Here is a 9,946-nt window from a genome sequence, read left to right as displayed (position 1 = left end):
GCATTAGCGAAAGCAGGCGAAGCTAAAGATGCAGCGAAAGCAGCAGACGATAAAGCTGTAGCGGCAGATGCTAAAGCGGTAGCGGCAGATGCTAAAGCAGTAGCGGCAGATACCAAAGCCGGTAAAGCGGCAGAAGCGGCTCAAGCAGCAGATGCTAAAGCAGTAGCAGCAGATACCAAAGCTGATGGTGCGGTAGCGAAAGCTGAAGCGGCAGATGCTAAAGCGGTAGCGGCAGATGCTAAAGCTGATGGTGCGGTAGCGAAAGCTGAAGCGGCAGATGCTAAAGCGGTAGCGGCAGATACCAAAGCCGGTAAAGCAGCAGAAGCAGCTCAAGCGGCAGATGCTAAAGCGGTAGCAGCTGATACTAAAGCCGGTAAAGCGGCAACAGATGCAGCAGATGCATTAGCGAAAGCAGGCGAAGCTAAAGATGCAGCGAAAGCAGCAGACGATAAAGCTGTAGCGGCAGCAGACGCAGCGAAAGCAGCGGACGACAAAGCAGTAGCAGCAGATACCAAAGCTGATGGTGCGGTAGCGAAAGCTGAAGCGGCAGATGCTAAAGCGGTAGCGGCAGATGCTAAAGCTGATGGTGCGGTAGCGAAAGCTGAAGCGGCAGATGCTAAAGCAGTAGCGGCAGATACCAAAGCCGGTAAAGCGGCAACAGATGCAGCTAATGCATTGACTACAGCAAATGGCATTGATGGCAAAGTGTCAAAAGCGCTTCAAGCTGTTGATAAAGGTTGGACTTTACAGACTGAACCTGGAACAGAAACCACCATCAACGCAGCAAATAATGTTGTTAGATTTAAAGCAGGCGATAATATTAAGATCAGTCAAACTGGTGGCAATATCACTGTAGCATTAACTAATGACATTAACGTAACTAAAGTGACTGCAGGAACTGTAGTTGCGAGCAACTTGACTGCGAAAAATGCAACCTTAGGTGGCGCTGGTCATACTGTTAAAGTTGAAAACGGTACAAACGTTGATATGGGCGGTAACCAAATCCACAATGTGGGAGATGGTGTTAAAGATTCTGATGCCGCAACTGTAGGTCAGTTGAATCGTGCATTAGATCAGGTCGCAGGAAGTCCGGCTAAGATCAATGAGTTAAACAACCGTGTAGATAAGATGAACAAGGAAATGCGTGGTTACGCTGCTAATGCAATGGCAGTAACAGCATTGCCTCAAGTTTATACTGCCGGTGACTCAATGATTAGTGCTGCTGTAGGTTCTCAAGGTGGTGCAGCTTCCGTTGCTGTGGGCTACTCACGCGCATCGGATAACGGAAAAGTTGTTATCAAATTGAATATGGCAGCAAGCAGCAGTGGCGAAAAAGGCGTTGCGGCAGGTGTTGGTTACAAATGGTAATCAATAGCTAATTGTAAACGCTAATCTAAATAAAATCGTGAGAGTGTAAGCTCTCACGATTTTTATCAGGTTTTTCTTATGGAAAATACACAAACTTCTTTTGAAACTACTGAAAAAATGACCGCACTTTTGTTATGCGATCCTACTTTTTTGAGTAATTTTGATAAAAATTACATAGCCAATTTAAACAAAATAAACTGGACGCCGGAAATGGGAGAGCCTCATCAATTACATGGGCTGCCTTCCAATCATTTCGATATTATTTTGGTTGATGAAACTTACAGTCTTAATTACAGCAGTTTTATTTGCTGTCTGAGGGTTTTGAAGAATAACGGTATTATTGTAATGCCGAAAAAGTGTCATCTCCAATTTGATAAATTCAAGAAAAGAGTGGCTGAGTTTGTAGAAATCTTTCCCTCTTCGGATGAGATCCCAATCTTAATACTTTCGAAAGTGGTTCAGAATAAAAGCTATGAGGTATATGAACAAGAACTTTCTTATTTTTTAGAAACTAGAGCATTTGATATGGCACTGCAATGGATTGATAAAATGGAAATATTATCTCCCTTTGCCATAGAGCCTATTATGTACCGTTGCAATATTTATCAAACCTTAGGATTAGTTGAAGGGGTTGAAGCAAGTTGGGCTTCTTTTCAACAACGCTTTAATCATCAAGGTATTGAAATATATAAGGCATTGTCTGTTATCACGGCTGGAGATTATTGCAAAGGTTTTAAAATGCGCCAACCTTTGGTGTCTGATGCACGTAGAACCAAAACTCCCCCTAAAGCTGTACATCAAATAAAAAAATGGCAAGGGCAAAATTTATTGGGAAAACATTTTGTTATTTGGACTGAATTCGGTCTGGGTGATGAGTTGATGTTTGCTCAATTAGCTTATGCACTAAAAAAACAACTTAATGTAAGAAAAATCACACTCATTGCACAAACTCCCGTTGTGAAATTATTGAAGAGTCATCTGGATATTGATGTCGTGATTGATAGTAAAAAGATCGATCTTGAGCTGGATGATAGTTTTGATTATTGGAGTTTTCCACATGATATCATGGCATATATTGATCTTCCTTTTTATCAAATTGTGAAGCGTCATCCTTATCTTTTTATCGATCAGCAAAGTATTGATAATGCAAAAAAGAAAATTTCACAAATGCCTGATAAATTGAATATTGGGATTGTTTGGCGAGGAAATCCCACCCATGAAAATGATGCTTTTCGTTCTATTCACCAACCTGAACTTTTAAGACTCTTATTTGATATAGAAGGGGCTAATTGGTATTGCTTACAGAAAGAATGCAATCTTGAAGAAAAAAAATTATTAGCTGAATATCAGATTCCAAATTTAGCCAAAAATGCAAAAACCTTATGGGAAACAGCTACTTATTTAGTTAATTTAGATTATCTTGTGACGGTGGATACATCAGTTGCGCATTTGGCCGGTGCTTTAGGAGTGAAAACATTGTTACTTTTGCCTTTTATTGGCGATTGGCGTTGGAGATATGGAAGTGGAAACAATTTATGGTATCCAAATATTACCTCTATTCGGATTGATAGTCTGACGTCATCGTTTGAAAAGGTTATTCATGAAGTAGGGATACACTTAAACGTATTAATACATAATCATTTAACACGTAATTAGCTATAGGAGCTAGGATGAATAAAAAAGCCACTGCTGAACAAGCTGAGGTGATTTCGCCGAATATTGAATTGTTAGAACAAGCGGTAGAACAAAAAGACTATGAACGAGCTTGTAGCATTTTATTAGCTATTTTAACTGAGCTAGATGACAATTTTGGGCTTTTAGGTCAGATTGAGTTTTCTTATCCTGAACAATATCAAGCGGAAACGCTTGATATGGATCTTGTCGTCTATTTTTGCCACAGAATGGCGAATGTCATTACAAAACTATTTACTGATCAAGAACTTACCATTTCAGATATCGGTATGCAGCGTTTTTTCTCATTCCAACGTTGGATGGCGATGATTTTTGCAAGCTCAAGTTATATTAATGCTGATCATATCTTACAGGTTTATAACAAAAATCCGGTTCCTGGCTCTTTGGAAGTTGAGCTTGAGTCTAATCGCGACTCCTTAGTGAAGTTTTGCATTATGTATTTTCCGGAGTCTAACCTAAATCTTAATTTAGATATGCTGTGGAATATTGCGCCTGATGTTTGTGCTTCACTTTGCTTTGCATTGCAATCAGGGCGCTTTATTGGTACGCCTGCTGCGTTTTCAAAGCGCGCTGCGATTTTACAATGGTTCCCTGAAAAGCTTGCCACATTATCTGATTTAAATTCTGTACCTAATAGTATTTGTCATGATGTGTATATGCATTGCAGCTATGATGTTGCACCAAATAAACATGATGTAAAAAAAGCCTTAAACACAGTGATTCGCCGAAATCATTTCTTATGTGGCTGGAAAGATCTTGATGTTTCTCAAATTGGTTATCGAGATGGAAAACCGGTAATGGTTGTTATCTTGGAACATTTCAACATGGCACACTCTATTTACCGAACTCACTCAACATCCATGATTGCTGCGCGTGAACATTTTTATTTAATTGGTATTGGGAGTGAGCGAATCGATGAACAGGGACGAGCTGTTTTTGATGAGTTCGTTTTATCTCCTCATGACGATCATATATATAGTAGAATGGGGCTTGTTCGTGATATTTGTGAAAAAAATCAAGCTGCAATCTTATATATGCCGTCTATTGGTATGGATTTGTTATCTATCTTCCTCAGCAATACCCGTGTTGCGCCAATTCAAGCCATTGCGTTAGGTCATCCGGCAACAACATATTCTGACTTCATTGAATATGTTGTGGTTGAAGATGATTATGTTGGCTCTGAAGATTGTTTTAGTGAGACTCTTTTACGTCTTCCAAAAGATGCGTTGCCTTATGTTCCATCAGCCTTTGCACCGACCAATGTGGAATATGTGTTACGTGAGAATCCGGCAGTTATCAATATTGGTATTGCAGCGACTACGATGAAATTAAATCCGTATTTCTTGGAAATATTAAGGATTATCAGAGATAAAGCAGCGGTGAAAATACATTTTCATTTTATGCTGGGACAATCATATGGTATTACGCATCCATATGTAGCTCGTTTTATTAAATCGTATTTAGGAGATGATGCGACGGCACATCAGCAAACGCCTTACCAAGAATATCTTGGCCTCATTAAGGATTGTGACATGATGTTAAATCCACTTCCGTTCGGCAATACTAATGGCATTATTGATATGGTCACCATGGGATTGGTAGGTATCTGTAAAACCGGAGCGGAAGTACACGAACACATTGATGAAGGTTTATTCCGTCGTTTAGGTTTGCCGGATTGGCTGATTGCAAATACGATTGATGAATATATTGAGCGCGCTATTCGTTTGGCTGAAAATCATGAAGAACGTTTAGCGTTGCGTCATCAAATTATCAAAAATAACGGGTTAAATACTTTATTCTCAGGTAATCCACGTCCAATGGGAGAGGTTTTCTTGAAGAAATTAAAAGCATGGGCGAAAAAGAACGGCGTGAAAATTAAGCCTAAAAGAAAAACTAAAAAGCCTGCCTAAGGTTTATTTTTAATAAAAATAGAGACCATATTTGCTTAGAAAATCTTGGTGTTTTATTAAATTTAAGTGCGGTTGAAATTCATCTTCTTTTTTAACCGCACTTTTTTATTCATCGTGGCAATCTTTTTTCATACTAACACCTAATAAAAAAGGCTTAACCTTCAGTGGGTTAAGCCTTTTTCTTTGGAATAAAAGAAGATTATTCTACTTTTAATTGTTTGCCGTCATAGCTCATTGTTTGAACAGATGTTAACGCTTTGCCGCCTTCTGTTTCACCGCCGATGAGCAATACTTTGTTGTCATAAGACACGGAAAATTTCAATAGGGATTTTAAGGTTTTTAATCGGTTAAATCTTTGTGCAACTGCTACATAATACCGGTTTTTTACATAATAAATATCCAAAATACAAAAAAGCAGGCTGAAGGCAGCCTGCTTTTCCACTTAGTAAAACATTGATTCGATTATTTGACTTGCAGCACTTCCAATGTGTTGGTCGAACCGGATTCACGCATTTTCGAGCCGCTGGTAATGATGTATTGGTCGCCAGAACACAGAATTTGGTGTTCGATCAACACAGCTTCCACTTCGTTCAGCGCAGTATCGTGGTCGGTACTGGTCGCCAAAATCATCGGACGCACGCCGCGATACATCGCCATGCGGCGTTGTGCGGAAATGCTCGGGGTCAGGGCGAAAATCGGCAAAGTGATGTTGTGGCGGCTGATTTCGAAGGCGGTTGAGCCGCTTTCGGTCAGGGCGACAATCGCTTTGGCGTGAACTGCGCGCGCTACGGTAACCGCGCCGCGGGCAATCGCCAAGTTGGTGCTGAGAGGATCTTGGAATTCAACTGGCTCGATAACGCCATTGAGGGAGTCCTGCTCTTTTTCGGCCGCCGCACAAATAACCGCCATTTGGCTGACCGTTTCAAACGGATACGCACCCACCGCAGTTTCAGCGGAACACATTACCGCATCGGTACCGTCCAATACCGCATTGGCCACGTCGCTCACTTCGGCACGGGTCGGTACGGGATTCGTAATCATGGATTCCATCATTTGGGTCGCGGTAATGCTGAAGCGGCGCAACTCACGGGCGCGGCGGATCATGCGTTTTTGCAGGGCAGGAACGGCGGCATGACCGACTTCCACTGCCAAGTCGCCGCGGGCAACCATAATACCGTCGCTGGCGAGGATGATTTCGTCTAGATTTTCAATGGCTTCTACGCGCTCGATTTTGGAAACCAAACCGGGACGTACGGCTGTACTGCCTTTCATTTCTTCCTCGACTTTGGCGCGTGCGATGTGCAGATCTTCAGCAGATTTCACAAAGCTGATGGCCAAGTAGTCGCAACCGATGGCAATCGCCGTTTTCAGGTCACGGAAGTCTTTTTCGGTCAACGCACCGGCAGACAGGCCGCCACCGCGTTTATTGATACCTTTATTACTTTTCAGCACATGGCTGTTTTCAACTCTTGTAATAATCCTACTTCCTTCAACCGCCTCAACAGTCAAGGTCAACAGGCCGTCATCCAGCCACAAAACATCACCGGCAACGACGTCATTCGGCAAATCACGGTAGTCCAAACCCACCGCTTCGCGTGTGCCTTCGCCTTCAAGCGCGGCATCCAAAATTAAGGTTTCATCTTTATTCAGCTCGATGCTGCCGCCGGCAATTTTGCCGACACGGATTTTCGGGCCTTGCAAGTCGGCAAGAATAGCCACTTCCTGACCTGCACGTTTCGCGGCTTCGCGCACGATGAGGGCGTTTTCTTCATGGAACTCAGGGGTACCGTGGCTGAAGTTAAAACGGATGACATTCAGACCGCCGACACGGATCATGTCTTCCAACAATTGCACATTGTTGCTGCCCGGACCCAATGTGGCGACAATTTTGGTATTGTGACTGATACGGGTTAAATCACGTTGCAATTCGCTCATGTAAACGTCCTTTCCTGTTGATTCCACGTTTGATAATGAAAAAGATTGTACTCTCAATGCAATAATGTTGGCGTAAAATTACATGATTTTCTGACTTAAACTAAATTTATTTTTGCATTAACCTACTTTTCTATCGGATACAATACACTCTCACGTCGTCATTTTTGATTTTCAGACGGCCTCCCTCATACTAATAGAATACTCAACTGATCCATGAAACGTTTTTTGACTCCGCTACCCATCGGCATCGTTTTGGCCGACCTAATCTACGGTTTCGTACTCAATGTCATGCAAGGCTTAAATTTGCAACAAACCGCCTCCAACCAATCTGGTACCATTTCCGTCACACCCGACATTGCCTTCAACAGCCTGCAAATCGTCGCCAACGGCGGCATGGTCTGCATCATCGGCTTCGGTTTGATTGTTTTGTTCCAACTCAACCGCGCTGTATTACGCCAACAAATCCTGCCCATCGGTATTTTCCGAACCCTCGGCCTGTTGGCTGTTTTGGCATTCAGCATTTCGTCTTTATGGGAATGGTTGCATGCCGCTTTGTCGCTGCTTTCCGGTCACAACGTTTTAAACTTCAGCAACCCGCGTTATCTGGTTACCGCGGCCTGTATGCCCATCATCGCTTTCTTGTGCATCTTACGCCTGTACAATTGGTATCGCCTGCATCGGACTGTTGCCACTGACGACACCTCCACGACCCTCTAATCAAGCTGCAAAAAGGCCGTCTGAAACAGGAAAACCTATTTCAGACGGCCTTGTCATTGTATGTCTCAACGTTGATGGCTGGTTTCTACACCAGCCTTAATCTCACCATACATTTGCGAGCTGCCTCCGCTGCCTGATGCGCAGGCTGCCAAACTCAGTGTCAAAACAGCCGCAGTCAAAATCTTCAACATTGAGTGTTCTCTTTCTACAAAAATTATTTCGGGTCGCAACGGAAATGGTAAGCGCAGATTTCAAATCCATTTTTGAAGTAGAGACGATGGGCATCGGCACGGTCATGGTTCACATGGACATTCAGATGGATTTTGGTCGCGCCGGTTTCCGCACCGATTTTACGTACTTCTTCCAACAAGCGAGAAGCATAGCCTTTTTGGCGGCATTGCGGCATGGTTACGAGATCATCAATATGGATATGGTAACCGCTGGCCAAGTTATGTGCAGTATGGAAACCGCATACGGCTACGGCATTTTGTTTGCCTTCTTCAAAAATACCCAGCAGACGGTAGCCGGTTTTGCGTTGATGCTCGTTGATTTGTTCGACAAAACGGTGAATATCGGTCAACGATGAACGCAGAACACTCAAGGCCGCAAAAGCAGTTGCAGTTTCTTCCGGCTGAATTTCACGCAATACGCCGACCACAGGTGCGGCAGCTTGTGGCTCAGGCTGCACATTGGCCGCTTCCGCACGCTCGGCGGCATGTTTTTCTTCAATCGCCTGCGCCAACAAAACGCGCTCGACCGGCACTTCGCCCTGCTGTTTGCTCTCTTGTTCTTTAAGCAAGGCTTTGCAGTCAATCACGCGCAAATCATTATCCGCCGCAAAGTCCATCAAGAAACGGAACATTTGCGGATTGTCTTCTTCCAACTTTTTATCGACCGCCACACAACGGACATTATCCACCAAAATCGGGCGCACCCAATTAGAATAGGAAAGGCGGTTGTCTTTAGTAAAGGAAGACAAAATACCGCACAGGCGCTCCGCCCAGTCGCTTGGTCGGAAAATCTTGCCTTTGCTGGTCGTACCATGGATCACAACTTCATAAGGATTACACACTAACATAAGCAGCTTCCTGAGAGTAAATGGCTGAAGGAATATTTCGCCAGTGCCAACATCAGAAAAAGTTCCGATACATAGCAACAGATTATTGAAAAAATATCAGTAAGGTTTTGAAATACGACAATGATGAGACGGCTTGCCGATCCTGACAATCCGTTTCGAATTCTTTGATTATTATACCCGATACGCCTCTTTTTCTTCAAAAATCATTTGAAAAATAACAACAGGCCGTCTGAAAACAAGTATTTCGGTTTCAGACGGCCTGCATATTTTAAATATCAATACAACAATTTCTTGCGGGGCTTTTGCTCGCCACTGGATTTAATTTCTGACAAATTGAAATTCAGTATGCTCAAATCCAAAATGCTTTCAGAAGTGCATTGATCGCCAAAGGCATTTTCATAAGTGGCCTTCAGTTTCAACACGCCGCCAAATGTCTGGTCCGGCAATTCGGCAGCCAGCGCCAACATGCTTGCAAACACGCCGCCATACAATTCGCCCGATGCCAGCATATCCACACCGCCGGAAAACATCTCCAAGCGCATAACCGCATCGGCGACCAGCTTGCTCGGCAAGTTATCCGGCAAAGACTCTACCTCAAAACGCACATTCTTCGCCAAGCCCTTACCGCTATTGCGGACAATCAAAACCAATAAATCCGTTTGACCGTCAGAACGCTGCAACGTCGCATGCAAAACAGGATGAATGCTCTCTTTTTGAATCAGCTGCTCACGATGCAATATCTTGCTTTTTGCTTTGGATCGCGCAGAGACGACAGCCCAAATCAACCAAACCAATGCAACGGCAGAAATGGCAGTGACCAAAAGGGGAAGGTTGGTCAAATAGGCTTGCTGATTAAACCAAACTTGTGCTGCCAAAAATCCGGCAAAGAAAATCAAGACGTATAAAATTGGGGCAAACCGGCTTTGTATGGATGAGTGCATAAGTTTTCCTACATTTCGTATCGTGTTATAAAAATAATGCCTTTTGAGCAAATGATGTCATTAACTCAGAAGGCATTATTTTAACGTAATTTTAACGCAATTTGCTTAGGGGCTGACGTAGATTAGCAGTTATGCTAGGCTACGAAAATGCAGATAACCAATTGTAAATTAAGCAAGAGAGTTCAAAAGAAACTACTTGAATTTTTTGTACTCCAAGTTACCTCCCGCTCCGCTGCCGATATTTTGGGCATTCAGCCCAACTCCGCTATTCTGTTCTACCGCAAAATTCGTATGGTTATCAGCCA

General features: G+C 43.2%; 9 protein-coding genes and 1 pseudogene. 5 read left to right on the top strand and 5 right to left on the bottom strand.

The features are described 5' to 3' along the window. From ACTHSQ_RS10980 to ACTHSQ_RS10970, 3 genes are all read left to right on the top strand, one after another. On the top strand, positions 1–1,368 hold a 1,368-nt coding region (locus ACTHSQ_RS10980), incomplete at its 5' end, for a YadA family autotransporter adhesin (RefSeq protein ID WP_440371989.1). A gap of 78 nt (positions 1,369–1,446) precedes the next feature. After that, the gene (locus ACTHSQ_RS10975; RefSeq protein WP_440371988.1) at positions 1,447–3,024 is read left to right on the top strand and encodes a hypothetical protein; all 1,578 of its coding nucleotides are present in this window, start codon (positions 1,447–1,449) and stop codon (positions 3,022–3,024) included. Between the two features lie 14 nt (positions 3,025–3,038). Then, entirely contained in the window at positions 3,039–4,970 is a 1,932-nt protein-coding gene (locus tag ACTHSQ_RS10970; protein WP_003684688.1) for a UDP-glucose:protein N-beta-glucosyltransferase, read from the top strand. 199 nt (positions 4,971–5,169) lie between these two features. On the opposite strand, the gene ACTHSQ_RS10965 is transcribed toward ACTHSQ_RS10970, so the two are convergent. Then, positions 5,170–5,412 (bottom strand): hypothetical protein, encoded by a 243-nt coding sequence (locus tag ACTHSQ_RS10965; RefSeq protein ID WP_440371987.1) that lies wholly within the window; start codon positions 5,410–5,412, stop codon positions 5,170–5,172. A gap of 20 nt (positions 5,413–5,432) precedes the next feature. Further along, complete coding sequence (gene pyk, locus ACTHSQ_RS10960; protein WP_003684700.1) at positions 5,433–6,905, bottom strand: pyruvate kinase; 1,473 nt, start codon at positions 6,903–6,905, stop codon at positions 5,433–5,435. A 213-nt stretch (positions 6,906–7,118) separates the two neighbouring features. Here pyk and ACTHSQ_RS10955 point away from each other — a divergent pair, with 213 nt between their 5' ends. Further along, positions 7,119–7,622, top strand: coding sequence for a hypothetical protein (locus ACTHSQ_RS10955; protein ID WP_003684697.1), 504 nt, complete (start codon positions 7,119–7,121; stop codon positions 7,620–7,622). Positions 7,623–7,687: 65 nt separating this feature from the next. On the opposite strand, the gene ACTHSQ_RS10950 is transcribed toward ACTHSQ_RS10955, so the two are convergent. From ACTHSQ_RS10950 to ACTHSQ_RS10940, 3 genes are all read right to left on the bottom strand, one after another. Next, complete coding sequence (locus ACTHSQ_RS10950) at positions 7,688–7,813, bottom strand: hypothetical protein (RefSeq protein ID WP_003684698.1); 126 nt, start codon at positions 7,811–7,813, stop codon at positions 7,688–7,690. A 23-nt stretch (positions 7,814–7,836) separates the two neighbouring features. Further along, positions 7,837–8,700 (bottom strand): GNAT family N-acetyltransferase, encoded by an 864-nt coding sequence (locus tag ACTHSQ_RS10945; protein WP_003684695.1) that lies wholly within the window; start codon positions 8,698–8,700, stop codon positions 7,837–7,839. 275 nt (positions 8,701–8,975) lie between these two features. Further along, a complete protein-coding gene (locus tag ACTHSQ_RS10940; RefSeq protein ID WP_003684691.1) occupies positions 8,976–9,641 on the bottom strand; it encodes a hypothetical protein in 666 nt (221 codons plus the stop codon). Positions 9,642–9,788: 147 nt separating this feature from the next. Here ACTHSQ_RS10940 and ACTHSQ_RS10935 point away from each other — a divergent pair. After that, positions 9,789–9,946: pseudogene (locus tag ACTHSQ_RS10935) on the top strand (IS1595 family transposase); the annotation flags it as partial.

It is taken from the genome of Neisseria sp. P0009.S008 (assembly GCF_051958615.1).
Classification (GTDB): Bacteria; Pseudomonadota; Gammaproteobacteria; order Burkholderiales; family Neisseriaceae; genus Neisseria; species Neisseria subflava.
Note: the sequence above shows the minus strand (reverse complement) of the source record. Positions and strands in the feature narration are given on the sequence as shown.